Genomic DNA, 18886 nt, shown 5'->3' with positions numbered 1-18886 from the left:
TTACTGACCTTAATGTTTGGCATCGCGGCGACTAACCTTCGCCACCGGCATCGGCAACAGCTGGCCCATAGGTTCGCGGCGCTGCTCACGCAATGGCCGCAAGCCGACCATCAGCTTACGCGCAACCAGCAGATAGAAGCCGCCCGCAGGCGCCTGCAATCGCTGACCGATGGTTTCCAGCCCGGATAGCCGCGCCTGCCACTGACTTGAAGAAAGCGGCGGACAATAGCATCCGTACCGACGTTTCTCCAGCGCAAAGCCGAGCAGGTTCAGCCAGTCGCTGACCCGTGCCGGGCGAATGCAGCGGGCCTGGCGAAAGACCTTGCGCGACAGCAGATGCGAGGCTCCCCAGGCGCTCCACGGGTTGACGCCGACGATTAATAAATGGCCGCCGGGGCGGACACTGCGTGCGGCTTCACGCAACAGCGCATGGGGCGACAGACTGAAATCCAGCCCATGCTGTACCACCACCACATCGGCTGCGTGCTCGCCAATTGGCCAGGATTGCTCTTCGCAGACAATCTCCACACCCGGTAGCGGCGGCCCGAGGCGAACGCTGCGTTTGAGCTTCTGGGGCTCGATGGTGGCATCGGCAAACGGCCCGTAATGCACCAGGTAACTGCCGAAAAAACGCTCTAGCTCCTGGGCCAGCACATGCTGCTCGTGCTCCAGCAACTGCCGACCTGGAAAACTGCCGAACCAGTCGCTGGTCTCGCTCATCAGCGCCAGCCAGGCGGCGTTGGCCTCTGCGCACGGCTCATCGGTCATGGCTCGACTCCATTGATTGCTGCGTTCGTTGCGACCGCAGCAGGGATCGGTTTCACTTTCGAGTCCGGCTGTTAGGATGCACCTTTGCGATTGACTTGGCGACCCATCACCATGTTGAAAATAGACGCTCTGCCCGCTTTCACCGACAACTACATCTGGCTTCTGCAGGACACCCGACAGCAGCACTGTGCCGTAGTGGACCCCGGCGATGCCGCCCCTGTTCAGGCCTGGCTGGATGCGAACCCTGGCTGGAAGCTGACGGACATCCTTATTACTCACCACCATCATGACCATGTCGGCGGCGTGCAGCAGCTCAAGGCGCAGTATGGCGCCAAGGTTTACGGCCCCGCCGCGGAGAAGATACCCGCGCTCGATCAAGGGCTCGCTGACGGCCAGCGCATCTGCATCCTCGAGCAGGACTTGGAGGTGATCGAGGTGCCCGGTCATACCCTGGGCCATATCGCCTATTTCCATGCAGCAGCCGACAAACCCTGGCTACTGAGCGGTGACACCCTGTTCGCGGCCGGCTGCGGAAGGCTGTTCGAAGGCACCGCCGCACAGATGTTCGCCTCCCTGCAGCGCCTGGCGGCCCTGCCGGCACAGACCCTGGTGTATTGCACCCACGAATACACCCTGAGCAACCTGCGTTTCGCCATAGCTGTGGAGCCGGGCAACCCACTAGTCGTCGAGCGACTTGAAGAGGTCACCCGATTGCGCGAAGCGGGCCAGATCTCGTTACCGTCCGACCTGCGTACCGAACTGGCGACCAACCCCTTCCTGCGCTGTGACCAACCAGCCGTTGTCGCAGCCTGCCGCGACAAGGCCCACCAGAGCGAGAATCCGGAGGCAGTATTCGCCGCCCTGCGGGCCTGGAAGGACAATTTCTGAGCAGAACGAGTCAATCTGCCGAAGCCTTGCGGTGGCTTCGGCAGAGTCTGCACCAGTCCGCAAAACCGCAGCCTTTACTTGACCCACCGGAACGGCATTCCTAAACTCGCCCGAATTTTGCGTCAGGGGAAGCTTTCAGCCAATGTCGTCCGACACTTCGAATCGCCCATCTCCGGACGCCTTGGCAGCCTCCGGCCGGGTCCTGGCACTAGCTATCTGTCTCGCCATAACCGGTTGCCAGAGCATCTCGCATTCGCGGTCGCCGAACCTCAATACCGAAGCACTTCCGGCTACCTCTCTGAGCCAGAAAGGTCTGTGGCAGGAGCCAAAGTCAGTCGAGTTTCAGCACTCCGATATCTGGGGCCGCATCAGAGACGGCTATAAGCTTCAGGAACATCTGGACAGCAACCCTCGAATAGAACAACAGCGCCTGCTGTTCGCTGCCCGCCCTCGCTCCATCGAGATTGCCGGCGAACGCAGCAGCCTTTATATCCATTACATCGTCGAGCAGCTGGAAGAGCGCAACATGCCGCTCGAGCTGGCTCTGCTACCCATTATCGAAAGTGCCTACGACCCGTTCGCCTACTCTTCGGCCAAGGCCATGGGGCTGTGGCAGTTCATTCCCTCGACCGGTCGCCATTTCAATTTGCAGCAGACCAGTTGGTACGACGGCAGGCGCGACATCACCGCCTCGACCGCTGCAGCACTGCGCTACCTGTCCTATCTGCATGGATTGTTCAACGATGACTGGCTGCTGGCTCTGGCGGCCTACAACGCGGGCGAAGGTACGGTGAGCCGCGCCATCGAGCGCAACCAGAAACTCAATCTGCCAACCGATTACTGGAACTTGCCGCTGCCTAGAGAAACACGCGATTACGTACCCAAGCTGCTGGCGGTTTCGCAAATGGTTCAGAACCCCGAGGCCTACGGTCTCAACCTGAGCCCCATTGCCAACGAGCCCTACTTCGAAATGGTCGCCCTGAAGCAGCGGGTTAATCTGGCAACAGTTGCGCAACTGGCCGATCTCGACGAGGACGAGCTGTATCAGCTCAACCCGGCCTTCACCCGCCGCATCACCCTGGACGGCCCGCAACATCTGCTGGTGCCCAGTGCAAAAGCTGAAATGCTCGCCGCCAACCTGGCTCTGATGAAGCCGCAGGATGTCGTCGACTGGAAGCAATATCAGGTCAAGCCCGGCGATACCCTGGGCGCCATTGCCAATCGCCACCATCTATCCATCAACATCATTCGCGACATCAACAATCTCAAACATGATCGCCTGCGCATCGGCCAGGTACTCAGCATCCCGCAGTCGAGCGGCGGCCGCCCGCACGAACAGCTGCATGTGGTTTCCCGCAGCCAGCCGGCAACCAGAAGCTACCAGGTCCGCAAGGGTGACAACCTCTGGGATATCGCCAAGACACACAAGGTTTCGGTGCGCGATCTGCAACGCTGGAACAAGCTTTCAGGTAGCAGTCTGAAGGTGGGCCAGGTGTTGTCCATCCAGGCCGTCGACGTCGCTCGTGACAAGAACCCCGAGCCGACCTATTACAAGGTCAGAAAAGGCGACTCGCTGTACAACATCGCAAAGCGCTTCAATGTGCGGCTCAATCACCTGAAGAGCTGGAACCCCGAGGACAGCGCACTGCTCAAGCCCGGCCAGACTCTGACGCTCTATCTTGCGCCCTGAGCGTCGCTGCCGCGACTACCGGGCGCTGTCATTTATTGACTCAAAGAGTGATGGATAGCGATCTTTTTCCAGCCGATCCAAGCTGTTACTGTAGCCGACCGAAAAGCCCGCAAGTGCCATGGATCGGATTTTCCGTTTGATGCGCCCCGTCCTGCTGTTATTGATCTGTCTGGTATTGAGCTTTCCCTCTTTCGCCGCCATTAGCGAAAGCCACGGTTATGCCCAGTTCGGCACACTCAAGTACCCTGAGAATTTTACCCACTTCGATTGGGCGAACCCCGATGCGCCCAAGGGCGGACAGCTGCGCCTGATGGCCTCTGGCAGCTTCGACACGCTAAACCCCTATACCTTCAAGGGCACCAGCCCCATCGCCACACCCGGCTTCTTCCAGTACGGGGTCAGCGAGCTCAACGAGACGCTGATGGTGGGGTCCGGTCTGTATGACCCTTCCGGCGATGAGCCGGCTTCGATCTATGGGCTGATCGCTGAAACCATCGAGTACAGCGACGACAAGAGCTGGGTGGTTTTCAACCTGCGCGATTCGGCACGCTTTCATGATGGTCATCCGATCACCGCCTACGATGTCGCCTTTTCCTATCGCCTGCTGATAAAGGATGGTCATCCCCGTTTCCGCACCGATTTACAGGGTGTCAGACGGGTCGACATTCTCAACCGCCACCGGATCCGCTTCGTCTTCGACAGGGCGGATAACACCCAGCTGATCATGCGCCTTGGCGAGCTGCCGGTCCTTCCTCAGCATTACTGGAAGGACCGTGACTTTACCGCCACCACCTTCGAGCCCCCGCTGGGTAGCGGCCCTTACCGCATCAGCAACGTCCAGCCCGGGCGCCGGATCCAGTTCGAGCGGGTCAAGAACTGGTGGGGCGCGGAGCTTGCGGTCAACCGCGGCAAATACAACTTTGACCGAGTCGATGTCGAGTTCTACCGCGACAGCACCGTGGCATTTGAAGCCTTCAAGGTCGGCGAATTCGACTTCTATATCGAACACCAGGCCAAGAACTGGGCCAACGGCTACCAGTTTCCCGCGTTATCCAGGGGTGAGGTAATACGCGCCGAAATTCCGCATCAGATTCCCACACAGACCCAGGCCCTGTTCATGAACGGCCGCAGGCCGCTATTTTCCGACATCAGGGTTCGCCAGGCCCTGGGCATGCTGTTCGACTTCGAATGGACCAACCGAGCGCTGTTCTACAGCGCCTACCAGCGCAGCCAAAGCTACTATCCCAACAGCGACTTTGCCGCCACCGGTCGGCCGGAAGGTGGAGAATGGCTGCTGCTATCGCGCTTCCGCGATCAGCTTCCGGCTGAACTCTTCACCGAGCCCTTTGAACTGCCGAAGACCGATGGGCGAGGAATCCCGCGCGACACCCTGCGCCAGGCCCTGTCGCTCTTGAAGGATGCAGGCTGGAAGCTCAAGCCCGAAGGGCTGCGAGACAAGCATGGCCGTACTCTCGAATTCGAGATCCTGCTGGTCAATCCGCGCCTTGAGCGCATTCTCCAGCCCTACACCGGCAACCTGGCACGTATCGGCATCCAGGCTCGTCTGCGTACCGTCGATGCTGCTCAATACAAGCAGCGGCTGGATCAGTACGACTACGATATGATCCTCGCCACCCTGGGCCAGAGTCTCAGCCCGGGCCTGGAACAATGGCTCTACTTTCATTCGAGCCAGGTGAATATCAAGGGAGGCCGGAACTATGCAGGGATCGCCAATCCAATCATCGACCAGCTGCTTGAGAAACTGATTGCCGCCAAGACGCGCGAGGAACAGATTTCCGCAGCCCGCGCCATTGACCGCGTATTGCTGTGGAACCACTACAGCATCCCCAACTGGTACATCAACAATCATCGCCTGGCATACCGCAACCGCTTCGCCCACGTCACCACACCGCCCTACACTCTCGGGCTGCGCGCGTGGTGGCTGAAGGATTTGGAGAAGGCTCAATGACAAACAGCTTACGTTGGCCAGTCCTGCAAGCCGGCATCCTCAGCCTCTGCTTTCTGACCGGTCTCGCGACCGCAGCGCCCAAACACGCGGTGACGCTGTACGACGAGAAGCCGAAGTACGCCGCCAATTTCAGCCATTTCGAGTACGTCAATCCTGATGCACCCAAGGGCGGTGTACTGCGCCAGGCCGGCTTTGGCAGCTTCGACTCTCTCAATCCCTTCATCAACAAGGGCGTGGCTGCCGACGACATCGGCCTGATCTACGACACCCTAGCCACCAGTAGTCTCGACGAGCCCTTCACCATCTATGGCCTGCTGGCCGAGAAGATCGAGAAAGGCCCGAACAATCAGTGGGTACGTTTTCATCTGCGACCTGAGGCGCGTTTTCATGACGGCGAACCGGTCACGGCCGAAGACGTCGTATTCACCTTCGAAACCCTGATCAGCCAGGGCGCGCCGCACTATCGTGGTTATTACGCCGACGTGGAAAAGGTCGTCGCCGAAACACCGCGCCGGGTCCGCTTCGACTTCAAGCACAGCGGCAACCGTGAGCTCCCCTTGATCCTTGGCCAGCTGCCGATCCTGCCGAAGCACTGGTGGGCCGAGCGCGATTTCAGCGCCACCAGCATGGAGCCACCGTTGGGCAGCGGACCCTATCGCGTCGACCGGGTGCAGGCGGGCCGCTCGATCCGTTATGCCCGCGTCGAGGATTACTGGGGCAAGGATCTGGCGGTCAACCGCGGTTTCTACAACTTTGACCAGCTGGTAATTGATTACTACCGCGACAATACCGTGGCGCTGCAGGCCTTTAAGGCCGGGCATTTCGATTACTGGCTGGAAACCAGTGCGAAAAACTGGGCAACGGCCTACGACATCGAAGCCGTACGCAGCGGGCGCATCATCAGAGACGAGATTGCCAATCACAATCCGCAAGGGATGCAGGGTTTCATCTTCAACATCCGTCGGGAACGCCTTCAGGACGTCCGGGTTCGCGAAGCCATCGCGCTGCTGTTTGACTTCGAATGGACCAATCGTCAACTCTTCAACGGCGCTTATACCCGGACGCGCAGCTATTTCGACAACTCCGAACTGGCCTCTTCAGGCCTGCCAGATAAGCAGGAGTTAGCGTTACTCGAACCATTGCGAAATCAAATACCTGCCGCTCTTTTCGAAAAACCTTTCGAGCTTCCGCAAAGCACCGGCGACGGCGTCATACGCGAACAGCAACGCAAGGCCTACAAGCTGTTGACCGACGCTGGCTGGAAGATTCAGGACGACCGCATGGTCGACAACCTTGGCAAGCCCGTGAAACTCGAGTTTCTATTGGTGCAAGCCGAATTCGAGCGTGTGCTGCTGCCCTACAAGCGCAACCTGGCTGATCTGGGCATCGAACTGGAGATCCGCCGCGTCGATGTCTCGCAATACATCAACCGTCTGCGCTCACGTGATTACGACATGATCGTCAGCGGCTTCGGCCAGTCCAGTTCGCCGGGCAACGAGCAGCGTGAGTACTGGCACTCGGCGAGCGCCGACAATCCGGGCAGTCGCAACTTCATCGGCCTGAAGGATCCGGCGATCGACACCCTAGTGGAAAAGCTGATTGCCGCCGACTCACGGGAAGAATTGATCACTCGTACCCGTGCCCTTGATCGGCTGCTGCTCTGGGGCCACTACGTGGTACCCAACTGGCACATCAAGAGCTGGCGGGTCGCCTACTGGAACCATCTGGCGCATCCGACAACAACGCCTCGCAATGATATCGGGCTGATGACCTGGTGGCACAAACCCGATACTGCAGCACCGGCGAAGCCAGACGAAGGGTCACTCAAATCAGAAGCTGCTGATGCCGCCCCTGTAGAAGCGGAGCACCAGGAGTGATCGCCTATATCCTTCGACGGCTACTGCTGGTTATTCCGACCCTGTTCGGCATCTTGCTGATCAACTTCATCATCATCCAGGCAGCGCCAGGCGGGCCGGTGGAACAAGCCATCGCCAAGCTGGAAGGCTTCGAAGGCGCTACCAGCCGTATCGCCGGTGGCGGCTCGGAAGTGGCCGTAGCCGGTAACAACTACCGTGGCGCGCAGGGCCTCGACCCTGAGCTGATCGCCGAGATCGAACGCCTTTACGGCTTCGACAAGCCACCGGCCGAGCGCTTCTGGATCATGCTCAGCAACTATGTGCGGCTGGATTTCGGCGAGAGCTTCTTTCGCGACGCCAAGGTCACCGACCTGATCATCGAGAAGATGCCAGTATCGATTTCCCTGGGCCTATGGAGCACGCTGATCATGTACCTGGCCTCGATCCCGCTGGGCATCGCCAAGGCTACGCGGCATGGCACTCCATTCGATGTCTGGACCAGTTCGGCGATCATCATTGGCTACGCCATTCCGGCCTTCCTGTTCGCCATACTATTGATCGTGCTGTTTGCCGGTGGCAGCTACTGGAACTGGTTTCCGCTGCGCGGACTGACCTCCGGAAACTTCGACGAACTGAGCCTGGGTGGCAAGATCCTCGATTACTTCTGGCATTTGGCGCTGCCGGTTACCGCACTGGTCATCGGTAACTTCGCGACCCTGACGCTGTTGACCAAAAACAGCTTTCTCGACGAGATCAACAAGCAGTACGTAGTCACCGCCCGCGCCAAGGGCCTGAGCAAGAACCGGGTGCTTTACGGCCACGTGTTCCGCAACGCAATGCTGATCATCATCGCCGGCTTCCCGGCCGCCTTTATCGGCATGTTCTTCACCGGTTCGCTGCTGATCGAAGTGATCTTCTCTCTCGACGGTCTTGGCCTACTCAGTTTCGAGGCGGCGATCAACCGCGACTATCCGGTGGTCTTCGGCACCCTCTTCCTATTCACGCTGCTCGGCCTGGTAGTGAAACTGATCGGCGACCTGACCTACACCCTTGTCGACCCACGAATCGATTTTGAAAGCAGGGAGGCCTGAGATGCGACTGTCCCCGCTCAATCAGCGTCGTTTTGCCCTGTTCAAGTCCCACAAACGTGGCTGGTGGTCGCTCTGGATATTTCTCGCACTGTTCGTGCTAAGCCTCGGCGCCGAACTGGTGGCCAACGACAAACCCATCGTGGTGCGTTTCGATGGCGAGTGGTTTTTTCCGGTCTTCAAGCGCTACCCGGAAACCCGTTTCGGTGGTGAATTCCCGCTGCAAGCCAACTACAAGAGCCCCTACATCCAGGAGCTTATCGAGGCAAAGGACGGCTGGATGATCTGGCCGCCTATCCCGTTCAGCTATTCCAGCATCAACTACGACCTCCAGGTACCTGCACCCGGCCCGCCCTCGACAACCAACTGGCTGGGCACCGACGACCAGGGGCGCGATGTGCTGGCACGCATCATCTATGGCTTCCGTATCTCGGTGCTATTTGCGCTGACGCTGACCCTGATCAGTTCGGTCATCGGTGTGATCGCCGGGGCACTGCAAGGCTTTTACGGCGGCTGGGTCGACCTGGTCGGTCAGCGCGTGCTGGAAATCTGGTCTGGGCTGCCGGTGCTCTACCTGCTGATCATTCTCGCCAGCTTCGTCCAACCAAACTTCTGGTGGCTGCTGGGCATCATGCTGCTGTTCTCCTGGATGAGCCTGGTGGACGTGGTGCGCGCCGAGTTCCTACGTGGGCGCAACCTGGAATATGTGCGCGCCGCACGGGCGCTGGGCATGGGCAACGCTGCAATCATGTTCCGCCACATCCTGCCCAACGCCATGGTGTCGACCATGACCTTCATGCCGTTCATCCTCACTGGCGCCATCGGCACCCTGACGGCGCTGGATTTTCTTGGCTTCGGCCTACCGCCCGGCGCGCCGTCGCTGGGTGAACTGGTGGCCCAAGGCAAATCGAATCTGCAGGCCCCCTGGCTTGGCATCAGTGCCTTTATGGTGCTGGCGATCATGCTGAGCCTGCTGGTATTTATCGGCGAGGCCGCTCGCGATGCCTTCGACCCAAGGAAATGACATGGCCGATAACCTGATAGAAGTACGTGACCTGGCCGTCGAATTTGTCACCCTGGATAGAACACAGCGGGTGGTCGAAGGCGTCAGTTTCGATATCCGTAAAGGTGAAACCCTGGCGCTGGTAGGCGAAAGCGGCTCTGGCAAGTCGGTTACCGCGCATTCCATCCTGCGGCTGCTGCCCTACCCGCTGGCCAGACACCCCGCGGGGGAAATCCGCTATGCCGGCGAAGACCTGCTAAAGGCGGACGAGAAACGTATGCGGCAGATACGCGGCAATCGTATCGCCATGGTCTTCCAGGAGCCGATGACGTCGCTGAATCCGCTGCACACGGTTGGCACCCAGATCAATGAAGTGCTCCAGCTGCACAAGGGCTTGCGAGGCAAAGCGGCCAGCGCGCGCACTCTGGAACTGCTGGAACTGGTAGGCATACCGGAGCCGAAGAAACGCATTCGCGCCTATCCACACGAACTCTCCGGGGGGCAGCGTCAAAGGGTAATGATTGCCATGGCGCTGGCCAACGAGCCCGAACTGTTGATCGCCGACGAGCCGACTACGGCGCTGGATGTCACGGTGCAGCTGAAAATCCTCGAGCTACTCAAGGAGCTCCAGGCTCGCCTGGGCATGTCCCTGCTGCTGATCAGCCATGATCTCAATCTGGTCCGGCGGGTCGCGCATCGCGTATGTGTCATGCAGCGCGGTCGTGTCGTCGAACAGGCAGCGTGCGAAGAATTGTTTCACCGGCCGCAGCATCCCTATACTCAGGAACTGCTTGCAGCCGAGCCCAGCGGAGATCCGGCGCCGGCCCAGCCAGCGCCGCCTCTGCTAGAGGTAAAGGATCTGCGGGTCTGGTTTCCGATCAAGAAGGGCTTGCTGCGGCGCACGGTGGACCATATCAAGGCCGTCGATGGCGTCAGCTTCAGCCTCCCCAAAGGGCAGACCCTGGGAATTGTCGGCGAAAGCGGATCCGGTAAGTCCACACTGGGGCTCGCAATCCTGCGTTTGCTCTCCAGTCGTGGCGAAATACGTTTTCAAAATCAGGCGCTGGAACAAATGTCTCAGCGCGCGGTGCGCCCTCTGCGACGACAGATGCAGGTGGTGTTTCAGGACCCTTTCGGCAGCCTCAGCCCCCGCATGTCGGTTGGACAGATCGTTGGTGAAGGCCTGGAGATACATGGCATGGGCAATGCCGAGGAGCGGGCGCAGGCGATCATCGATGCGCTGGTCGAGGTGGGGCTCGATCCGGAAAGCCGTCACCGCTATCCCCATGAGTTTTCCGGGGGCCAGCGACAGCGGATTGCCATCGCCAGGGCCCTGGTGCTCAAACCGGAGCTGATTCTGCTCGATGAGCCGACATCGGCTCTGGATAGAACCGTACAACGGCAAGTGGTGGAGCTATTACGCTCGCTGCAGGCCAAGTACAACCTGACCTACCTGTTCATCAGCCATGACCTGGCGGTGGTACGGGCACTGAGCCATCAGATGATGGTGGTCAGGCAGGGAAAAGTAGTTGAACAGGGAGCGGCCGAAGCCATTTTTGCCGCCCCCCAACATCCGTATACACAGCAGCTGTTGGAGTCAGCATTCATGACGACGACAGCTGAACAACCAGAAGAGGGACAAGCACATGGGTTTTCTTAGCGGCAAGCGCATCCTGATCGTTGGCGTTGCCAGCAAACTTTCGATCGCCTCGGGCATCGCTGCAGCCATGCACCGTGAAGGCGCCGAGCTGGCTTTCACCTATCAGAACGAGAAGCTCAAGGGCCGCGTCGAAGAGTTCGCCGCCGGCTGGGGATCAAGCCCGGAGCTGTGCTTCCCGTGCGACGTTGCCAACGACGACGATATCCTCAAGGTGTTCGAAGAGCTGGGCAAGAAGTGGGACGGCCTTGACGGCATCGTGCATTCGGTTGGTTTTGCACCCGGTGATCAGCTCGATGGCGACTTCACCGAAGTCACCACCCGTGAAGGCTTCAAGATCGCCCACGACATCAGCGCCTATAGCCTGGTAGCCCTGGCCAAGGCCGGACGCCCACTGATGAAGGGCCGTAATGGCAGCATCCTTACCCTAAGCTACCTGGGCGCCGAGCGCACCATGCCCAACTACAACGTAATGGGTATGGCCAAAGCCAGTCTTGAGGCAGGTGTTCGCTACCTCGCAGGCAGCCTCGGCCCAGAAGGTACACGCGTCAACGCCGTTTCCGCCGGCCCAATCCGCACCCTCGCCGCCTCCGGCATCAAGAGCTTCCGCAAGATGCTGGCAGCCAATGAGAAACAGACCCCGCTGCGCCGCAACGTGACCATTGAAGAAGTCGGCAACGCCGGCGCCTTCCTTTGCTCGGACCTGGCCTCCGGCATCAGCGGTGAAATCCTCTACGTGGACGGCGGCTTCAACACCACCGCCATGGGCGCCATCGAAGACTGATTTTCTCCAAAGCACTCGCCACGGACGGCAGGACAAAAAAAACCGCACTCAGGTGCGGTTTTTTTGTTCCTGCAATCCGGCTGTCCGTGTGCAAACAACCGGTTCACCAATGCCTTATCAGAAGGTCTCGATCTTGGCTTCGGCGTGCTGCATTTCACGGTAGGCCGCGAAATCCTGCTGACCACTGCGCGAAGCCAGGAAACGCCGATAGCTCTGCTTGTCCTGCTCGGAAAGCTCGACATTCGGCTCGCTAACCCCGTCCAGACGAATGACGACAAAGTCACCATTACCCAGGCGCACACTGCCATAGCTCGGCTTGTCGCCTGACACCGGTCGTGGCATGCGGAACACTTGCTGCAGCACGGCAGGCTCGACACCTTCCTGATTGCGCGATGCGGCTTCGGTGGTTTTCCACTGTGCTTCTGCCGGAGCACCGTCACGCAGTGCGCTTAGCAGGCGCTCGCCTTCCTCGCTCGCCTTCTCGGCAGCCTTTTCCTGCTGCAGCTGGACGAGGATGCCCTCCTTCACCGTATCGAACGGCAGCACTTCAGGCTGCAGGTGCTGTTTGACGCGCACGACTACGGCCGTGTCTGGATCCAGTTCGATAATCCCGCTGTTGGCTCCATCAACCAGAACCTCATCGCTGAAGGCAGTCTGGATTACCTGACGGTTGGAGGCGATACCGCTGCCGCCTTCTCGACCGAAGGGTTCGGTGGTCCGCACGGTCAGCCCCAACTCCTGCGCGGGCTGGGCCAGGTCCGAGGACTCGAAGGCGTAATCTTCCAGCTGCTTGCTGACTTCGACGAAGCGCTGTTCGACCTGCTGGCTCTTCAGCTCACGGACAAGCTCAGGCTTCAGGCTTTCCAGCGCAGGCACCTCGGGCGACTGAACACCCAGCAGCTTGATCAGATGCCAGCCGAACTCGGTACGCACCGGCGCCGAGACCTGATCCTGCGCCAGACCATAGAGCGCATCTTCAAAATCGGGGTCGTAAACACCCGGGCCGGCAAAGCCCAGATCACCACCCTCATTAGCGGAGCCAGGATCTTCGGAGAGCTCCTTGGCCAGTGCGGCAAAATCCTCTCCTGCAGCCAGACGCTGCGCAATTTCCTCGATCTTCGCCTTTGCCTCGGCGTCGTTGGAGCTGTCAGCCTCAATCAGGATATGCGCGGCACGACGCTGTGGCGCCAGATTGGCGATACGCTGCTGATACAGGCTTTCTACCTGCTCATCAGAAACATCAACCCGATCAAAGAAAGACTCCTTGTTCAGCTCGATGTAATCGAGAACCACCTGTTCGGACGAACGGAAACGCTCTGCATTCTGCTCGTAGTATTCGCGCGCCTGCTGTTCGCTGATCTCAACCGCCGTGTTATCAGCCGGCACTGTTACGATGGAAAAATCGCGGGTTTGCTGCTCAAGACGAGCAAAATTCTGGATCTGCTCGTCGGTGACGAAACCGGAAGCGCCAATGCCCGCCTGGAGCTGGCCCACCACCATTTCCCGGCGAAGCAGCTCGCGGAACTGCAGCCGCGTGTAACCCAACTGCTGGATAAACTGGTCGAAGCGAGCGGCGTTGAACACGCCATCGACGGCAAATTCGGGAGTTTGCAGAATCAACTGGTCGAGAGCCATATCGGAGAAGGCGAAATCAGCCTTCTGAGCGCCTTGCAACAGCAGGGCCTGGTCGATGAGCCCTCGCAGCGAGGCTTCTCGCACCAGTCGATCATCCAGCAACGAGGCATCGAAGTCCCCACCCAGCTGCTGCACCAGCTGACGGCGCTGCATATTCATCGCCTGGTTGAGATCATCCAAGGAGATCTCTTCGCCATTAACCTCGGCGGCATTACGGCTATTGCCTGTCGTGTTGAAAATGGCCTCAAAGCCTGTGAGCGCCAACAGCATGACGATGATGCCAATGATGGTTTTGGCAATCCAGCCTTGTGAATTGTCCCTGATATTCTGAAGCATGCATCCCCCAGGAGTCAGCTGCGCGAGGTCATAGCAGCACGGGTGGAAACCGGAAAAAAAAAGGCGCATCCGGGGATGCGCCTTCTCGGAGCTTTTGGAGCGGCGGAGCTTGCACTCAGCCTAACTACAACAGGCATGGCCTACCAGAGTAACCGCTCCAAGGCAGGGTCAGAGCAAACTGACAACCAGCCGGATCGAAAGCGCTTAGTTGACCGCGTCTTTCAGAGCCTTGCCAGCCTTGAAACCCGGAATCTTGGCTGCAGCGATGTTGATTGGCTTGCCAGTTTGAGGGTTGCGGCCAGTGCGTGCAGCGCGCTCCTTGACAGCGAAAGTACCGAAACCAACCAGCACCACGGAATCACCAGCTTTCAATGCACCAGTGACGGATTCAATTACTGCATCCAGCGCGCGGCCGGCAACAGCTTTCGGGATATCAGCAGATGCGGCGATGGCATCAATCAGTTCCGACTTGTTCACTCTAAGTCCCCTTATATCTGTTGAGTCGTATCTTTAATTTTTTGGGTGTAGGCAAAACGGTGCTGAAACGCCAGCGACACGAAGGGCCGGTTTATATCAAGGGCGCCGAAAATATGTCAACAAAGCCTTTCAGGCTAATGCGTGCTGATTCGCTCCTTGGAATCAGTCTCGCGTTTGTCTTCCTTTGCAACTATATCGGGAGCCGCGTCAGGCAAGGGCTCCGGCGCGTATTGCAGCGCAATTTGGAGGACTTCGTCAATCCACTTCACCGGTTTAATCTGCAAGTCCTGCTTAATATTCTCCGGAATCTCCTTAAGATCACGCTGATTCTCTTCGGGAATGATCACCGTACGGATACCACCCCGGTGTGCAGCCAGCAATTTCTCTTTCAGTCCGCCAATCGCCAGTACCTGGCCGCGCAAGGTGATCTCTCCCGTCATGGCAACTTCGGCACGCACCGGAATTTGCGTCAGGGCTGAAACCAGCGCCGTACACATGCCGATGCCCGCGCTAGGGCCATCCTTTGGCGTCGCCCCTTCGGGGACGTGTATATGGATGTCCTGTTTTTCATGAAAGTCCGGCGCAATCCCCATGCTGGCAGCGCGGCTACGAACCACGGTTAGCGCTGCGGTAATGGACTCGCCCATCACGTCGCCCAGGGAGCCGGTTTTAGTCAGACGACCTTTACCCGGCACCACTGCTGCTTCGATGGTCAGCAGTTCACCCCCAACCTGGGTCCATGCCAGCCCGGTTACCTGGCCGACCTGGTCTTCCAGCTCGGCGAGCCCGTAGCGGAACTTGCGCACGCCCAAGAAGTGCTCAAGAGACTCGCAGGTGACCGTTACCGTGAAGTTTTTCTGAGCGGCATACTCTTTAACCACCTTTCGGCAGACCTTCGCCACCTGACGCTCCAGGCCACGAACGCCGGCTTCGCGAGTGTAGTAGCGGATGATGTCGCGTATCGCGTCTTCTTCGAACTGCAGCTCGGTCTTCTTCAGCCCGTTCGCCTGGATCTGCTTGGGTACCAGGTAACGGGTAGCGATATTGACCTTTTCGTCTTCGGTGTAACCGGGAAGGCGAATCACCTCCATACGATCGAGCAGAGCCGGAGGGATGTTCATCGAGTTGGCTGTACAGAGGAACATCACATCCGACAGGTCGTAATCGACCTCCAGATAATGATCGTTGAAGTTGTGGTTCTGTTCCGGGTCCAGGACCTCAAGTAACGCCGAGGCTGGATCGCCACGCATGTCGTTGCCCATCTTGTCGATTTCATCGAGCAGGAACAGTGGATTGCGCACGCCCACCTTGGTCATCTTCTGAATCAGACGACCCGGCATCGAGCCGATATAGGTACGGCGATGGCCACGAATCTCGGCTTCGTCACGCACGCCACCCAGCGCCATGCGGACAAACTTGCGGTTGGTGGAGCGAGCAATCGACTCGGCCAGCGAAGTCTTACCAACGCCAGGCGGGCCGACCAGGCAGAGCACCGGTCCCTTGAGCTTCTTCACGCGCTTTTGCACGGCAAGGTATTCGAGAATGCGGTCCTTGACCTCTTCAAGGCCGTAATGGTCGGCGTCCAGCACTTCTTCGGCCTTGGCCAGATCCAGGCGCACCTTGCTGGTGGCCTTCCACGGCACATTAACCAGCCAGTCGATGTAGGTCCGTACCACTGTGGCCTCAGCCGACATAGGCGACATCTGCTTGAGCTTGTTCAGCTCGGTTGTCGCCTTGGCATGAGCGTCTTTGCTCAGGCCCGCATTCTCGATGCGTTTTTTCAGGTCATCGATCTCGTTGTGACCTTCGTCGATATCACCCAGCTCTTTCTGAATGGCCTTCATCTGCTCATTCAGGTAGTACTCACGCTGGCTGCGTTCCATCTGCTTTTTAACGCGACCACGAATGCGCTTCTCAACCTGCAGCAGGTCGATCTCTGCATCCAGCAGTGCCATGACATGTTCGACCCGGGCAGGCAGGTCGGTAACCTCAAGGATCGACTGCTTTTGCTCGATTTTAAGCGCCATGTGCGCAGCCATGGTGTCAACCAGGCGAGCCGGCTCTTCGATGCTCGCCAGCGATGACAACACTTCTGAAGGTACCTTCTTGCCTAGCTGAACGTATTGTTCGAACTGACTCAGCAGGCTGCGGCTGAAGACCTCGGCCTCACGGGAGTCGATTTCCGCTTCATCGATCAGCGAAACGTCGGCACGGCAGTGATTATCTGCCTCGATAAAGCGCTCCATGGTGCCACGCTGCTCACCTTCGACCAGCACCTTGACGGTCCCATCCGGCAACTTGAGCAACTGCAGCACGGTCGCAACCGTGCCTACGCGGTACAAGCCGTCTTCGGTCGGATCATCGTCTGCAGGGTTCTTCTGAGCTACCAGAAGAATCTGCTTGTCACCTTCCATTGCCGATTCGAGTGCCTCGATGGATTTTTCACGGCCAACGAACAGCGGTATCACCATATGCGGGTAGACCACGACATCGCGCAGCGGCAAAAGGGGCAATTCGATGGTTGTCTTCATAAAAATTCAGCTCTACGTCGGCCATACGGCGGTAAACGGGAAACACCATGCCGGCTAAGATGAGGGCACGTTGAACAAAAAACAAGGATGATGCAGAAATGCAAAGGGGCCTTAGAGGCCCCTTTTTTGTTAAGCGTCCGGCGCAGCCTTGGCTGGCGGCTCGCTATTTTCATAGATCAGTAGCGGCTGCGAAGTTCCTTCGATGACGCTCTCGTCGATTACCACCTTGCCGACATCCTTCTGCGAAGGAATCTCGTACATAGTATCGAGCAGAACGCCCTCCAGAATCGAGCGCAGACCACGGGCTCCGGTCTTGCGTTCCAGGGCACGATTGGCGACCGCCTTGAGCGCATCGGGGCGGAACTCCAGTTCGACGCCTTCGAGCTCGAACAGCTTGGCATACTGCTTAGTCAGCGCATTCTTTGGCTCGGTGAGAATCTGCACCAGGGCAGCCTCATCCAGCTCGTCGAGGGTCGCAATCACCGGCAGGCGGCCAACAAATTCGGGAATCAGGCCGAACTTGACCAGATCATCGGGCTCGACCACACGCAGTGATTCACCGATCTTCTTGCCGACATCCTTGCTGCGCACCTCGGCGTTGAAGCCAATGCCACCCTGGGTGGAACGGGCCTGAATGACCTTCTCCAAACCGGCGAAGGCACCGCCGCAGATGAACAGGATGTTGCGCGTATCGACCTGCAGAAATTCCTGCTGCGGATGCTTGCGACCACCCTGAGGCGGAACCGAGGCAACCGTGCCTTCGATCAGCTTGAGCAGCGCCTGCTGCACGCCTTCACCCGACACGTCGCGGGTGATCGAAGGATTGTCAGACTTGCGTGAAATCTTGTCGATTTCATCGATGTAGACGATGCCCATCTGAGCCTTTTCCACATCGTAGTCGCACTTCTGCAACAGCTTCTGGATGATGTTTTCGACGTCCTCACCCACATAGCCGGCTTCAGTCAGCGTGGTTGCATCGGCGATGGTGAAAGGCACATTAAGCAGGCGCGCCAGCGTTTCAGCCAGCAGCGTCTTGCCCGACCCAGTTGGGCCGATCAGCAAAATGTTGCTCTTGCCCAGCTCGATCTCTTCTTTCTTGTCGCGCTGGTTCAAACGCTTGTAATGGTTGTACACAGCCACTGCGAGGATTTTCTTCGCGCGCTCCTGACCAATGACGTATTGGTCGAGAATGCCGCTGATTTCCTTTGGCGCAGGCAGTTTTTGCGCGCTGCTCTCGGCCTGGGCTTCCTGCACCTCCTCGCGGATGATGTCATTGCACAGGTCGACACATTCGTCGCAGATAAAGACAGAGGGCCCGGCAATCAATTTGCGAACTTCATGCTGGCTTTTGCCGCAAAAAGAGCAATAGAGCAGCTTGCCGGAGTCCTCGCCGTTACGGGTATCAGTCATTCGATCGATCCAATCGGGAAGGCTTGAAACACAAGATGAAGGCATTCATGGGCTTTTTCAAGCCCATGCGCTAGCCAGATATTGCAGAGCAGCGTGATCAGACCGCCAGCTGGCGCCGGGTCAGGACCTGATCGATCAGCCCGTACTTGACGGCTTCTTCGCCACTCATGAAGTTGTCGCGGTCGGTGTCGCGCTCAATCACTTCCATCGGCTGGCCGGTATGTTCAGCCATGACCTTGTTCAGACGCTCACGGATTGTGAGGATCTCGCGGGCGTGGATTTCGATGTCCGAAGCCTGACCCTGGAAGCCACCCAGCGGCTGATGAATCATCATCCGCGAATGCGGCAGGCAGTAACGCTTGCCCGCAGCGCCGCCAGTCAGCAGCAGCGCACCCATGCTGCAGGCCTGACCAATACAGATGGTCGAGACGTCCGGCTTGATGAACTGCATGGTGTCGTAGATTGACATACCGGCAGTGACAGAGCCGCCCGGCGAGTTGATATACAGATGAATGTCCTTCTCGGGGTTTTCCGCCTCGAGGAACAGCAGTTGCGCGACGATCAGGTTGGCCATGTAGTCTTCGACCTGACCAACCATGAAGATCACCCGCTCCTTGAGAAGACGGGAATAAATGTCATAGGCGCGCTCACCGCGTGCCGACTGCTCGATGACCATCGGCACCAGGCCGCCAGCGGCCTGAATATCCGGTGCTTGCATAAACGAATTGCGGGACATGTCCAGCGATACTCCCTATGTCATGCCTCAAATACATAAGCCAGCACGAGGCTGGCTT

The 18886-nt window shown here is 58.6% G+C and carries 14 protein-coding genes; 8 read left to right on the top strand and 6 right to left on the bottom strand.

The window, feature by feature from the left end; translation table 11 throughout:
• Window positions 1-9: 9 nt before the first annotated feature.
• Complete coding sequence (locus BN1079_RS03570; protein WP_037022343.1) at window positions 10-768, bottom strand: methyltransferase domain-containing protein; 759 nt, start codon at window positions 766-768, stop codon at window positions 10-12.
• A gap of 111 nt (window positions 769-879) precedes the next feature.
• Here BN1079_RS03570 and gloB point away from each other — a divergent pair, with 111 nt between their 5' ends.
• The 8 genes from gloB to fabI all read left to right on the top strand — a co-directional run bounded on the left by gloB (window position 880) and on the right by fabI (window position 11703).
• Window positions 880-1656, top strand: a complete 777-nt coding sequence (gene gloB / locus BN1079_RS03565) for a hydroxyacylglutathione hydrolase (RefSeq protein WP_037022342.1) — start codon at window positions 880-882, stop codon at window positions 1654-1656.
• Window positions 1657-1798: 142 nt separating this feature from the next.
• Window positions 1799-3346: a lytic transglycosylase domain-containing protein gene (locus BN1079_RS03560; RefSeq protein ID WP_081950801.1), complete on the top strand. Its 1548-nt coding sequence runs from the start codon at window positions 1799-1801 to the stop codon at window positions 3344-3346.
• A gap of 139 nt (window positions 3347-3485) precedes the next feature.
• Window positions 3486-5315, top strand: a complete 1830-nt coding sequence (locus BN1079_RS03555; RefSeq protein WP_037026597.1) for an extracellular solute-binding protein — start codon at window positions 3486-3488, stop codon at window positions 5313-5315.
• A complete protein-coding gene (locus tag BN1079_RS03550) occupies window positions 5312-7192 on the top strand; it encodes an extracellular solute-binding protein (protein ID WP_037022341.1) in 1881 nt (626 codons plus the stop codon). The genes BN1079_RS03555 and BN1079_RS03550 overlap by 4 nt, the downstream gene beginning before the upstream one ends.
• Window positions 7189-8262 (top strand): microcin C ABC transporter permease YejB, encoded by a 1074-nt coding sequence (locus BN1079_RS03545; protein WP_037022338.1) that lies wholly within the window; start codon window positions 7189-7191, stop codon window positions 8260-8262. Before BN1079_RS03550 ends, BN1079_RS03545 begins: the two co-directional genes overlap by 4 nt.
• 1 nt (window position 8263) lies before the next feature.
• Window positions 8264-9283 (top strand): ABC transporter permease, encoded by a 1020-nt coding sequence (locus BN1079_RS03540; protein WP_037022335.1) that lies wholly within the window; start codon window positions 8264-8266, stop codon window positions 9281-9283.
• Window position 9284: 1 nt separating this feature from the next.
• A complete protein-coding gene (locus BN1079_RS03535; protein ID WP_037022333.1) occupies window positions 9285-10922 on the top strand; it encodes an ABC transporter ATP-binding protein in 1638 nt (545 codons plus the stop codon).
• Window positions 10909-11703: an enoyl-ACP reductase FabI gene (gene fabI, locus BN1079_RS03530; protein ID WP_037022332.1), complete on the top strand. Its 795-nt coding sequence runs from the start codon at window positions 10909-10911 to the stop codon at window positions 11701-11703. Before BN1079_RS03535 ends, fabI begins: the two co-directional genes overlap by 14 nt.
• Before the next feature lie 117 nt (window positions 11704-11820).
• Here the strand turns inward: fabI and BN1079_RS03525 are convergent, their stop codons facing one another.
• The 5 genes from BN1079_RS03525 to clpP all read right to left on the bottom strand — a co-directional run bounded on the left by BN1079_RS03525 (window position 11821) and on the right by clpP (window position 18828).
• Window positions 11821-13674 (bottom strand): SurA N-terminal domain-containing protein, encoded by a 1854-nt coding sequence (locus BN1079_RS03525; protein WP_037026596.1) that lies wholly within the window; start codon window positions 13672-13674, stop codon window positions 11821-11823.
• 204 nt (window positions 13675-13878) lie between these two features.
• Complete coding sequence (hupB, locus tag BN1079_RS03520) at window positions 13879-14151, bottom strand: nucleoid-associated protein HU-beta (protein WP_003282502.1); 273 nt, start codon at window positions 14149-14151, stop codon at window positions 13879-13881.
• 134 nt (window positions 14152-14285) lie between these two features.
• Window positions 14286-16682, bottom strand: a complete 2397-nt coding sequence (gene lon / locus BN1079_RS03515; RefSeq protein ID WP_037022331.1) for an endopeptidase La — start codon at window positions 16680-16682, stop codon at window positions 14286-14288.
• A 129-nt stretch (window positions 16683-16811) separates the two neighbouring features.
• Window positions 16812-18092, bottom strand: coding sequence for an ATP-dependent Clp protease ATP-binding subunit ClpX (gene clpX, locus BN1079_RS03510; RefSeq protein ID WP_037022328.1), 1281 nt, complete (start codon window positions 18090-18092; stop codon window positions 16812-16814).
• A gap of 97 nt (window positions 18093-18189) precedes the next feature.
• Window positions 18190-18828, bottom strand: a complete 639-nt coding sequence (gene clpP, locus BN1079_RS03505; protein ID WP_037022327.1) for an ATP-dependent Clp endopeptidase proteolytic subunit ClpP — start codon at window positions 18826-18828, stop codon at window positions 18190-18192.
• Window positions 18829-18886 lie beyond the last annotated feature (58 nt).

Source organism: Pseudomonas saudiphocaensis (assembly GCF_000756775.1).
GTDB lineage: Bacteria > Pseudomonadota > Gammaproteobacteria > Pseudomonadales > Pseudomonadaceae > Stutzerimonas > Stutzerimonas saudiphocaensis.
The sequence above is the reverse complement of the archived record's forward strand: the minus strand, read 5'-3'. Positions and strand labels throughout refer to the sequence as shown.